At 48.2% G+C, this 527-nt stretch carries 1 protein-coding gene; it reads left to right on the forward strand.

Annotated elements, in window-relative coordinates; genetic code table 11:
* Positions 1-2: 2 nt before the first annotated feature.
* Positions 3-527, forward strand: a 525-nt coding sequence (locus QF629_13100) for a 2Fe-2S iron-sulfur cluster-binding protein (GenBank protein ID MDP6014454.1), incomplete at its 3' end; no start/stop codon positions are given.

Below are 527 nucleotides of genomic sequence, written 5' to 3' on the forward strand. Positions count from 1 at the left end.
TGATGATAATTGAGGTTGCTGATGCTGCAGGAATTTATATCCCGCGGTTTTGTTATCACGAGCAATTATCGATAGCAGCTAACTGTCGTATGTGTTTAGTTGAGGTAAAAAATGCACCCAAACCGTTGCCAGCGTGCGCTACGCCGGTTTCGGGTGGCATGGTGGTTAAGACATCGTCACCGATTGCAGTCGAAGCTCAAAAGGGTACGATGGAGTTTCTACTGATCAATCATCCCTTGGATTGTCCAGTATGCGATCAAGGAGGCGAATGCCCCTTGCAGGATCAGGCTCTTGGGTATGGTGCCGGGGATTCTCGGTTTACGGAAGAAAAGAGGGCTGTTAACAATCTAGATATTGGGCCGCTTATTGAAACAGAAATGACCCGCTGTATCCACTGCACGCGGTGCGTGCGATTTGGTCAAGAAATAGCAGGAGTCATGGAATTTGGTGCAGTCGGGCGCGGTGAAGACATGAAAATTACAACGTTTATGGAAGAAAGCGTCGATAGCGAGGTTTCCGGTAATGTG

The organism is Alphaproteobacteria bacterium, from assembly GCA_030739735.1.
Lineage (GTDB): Bacteria > Pseudomonadota > Alphaproteobacteria > UBA7887 > UBA7887 > UBA7887.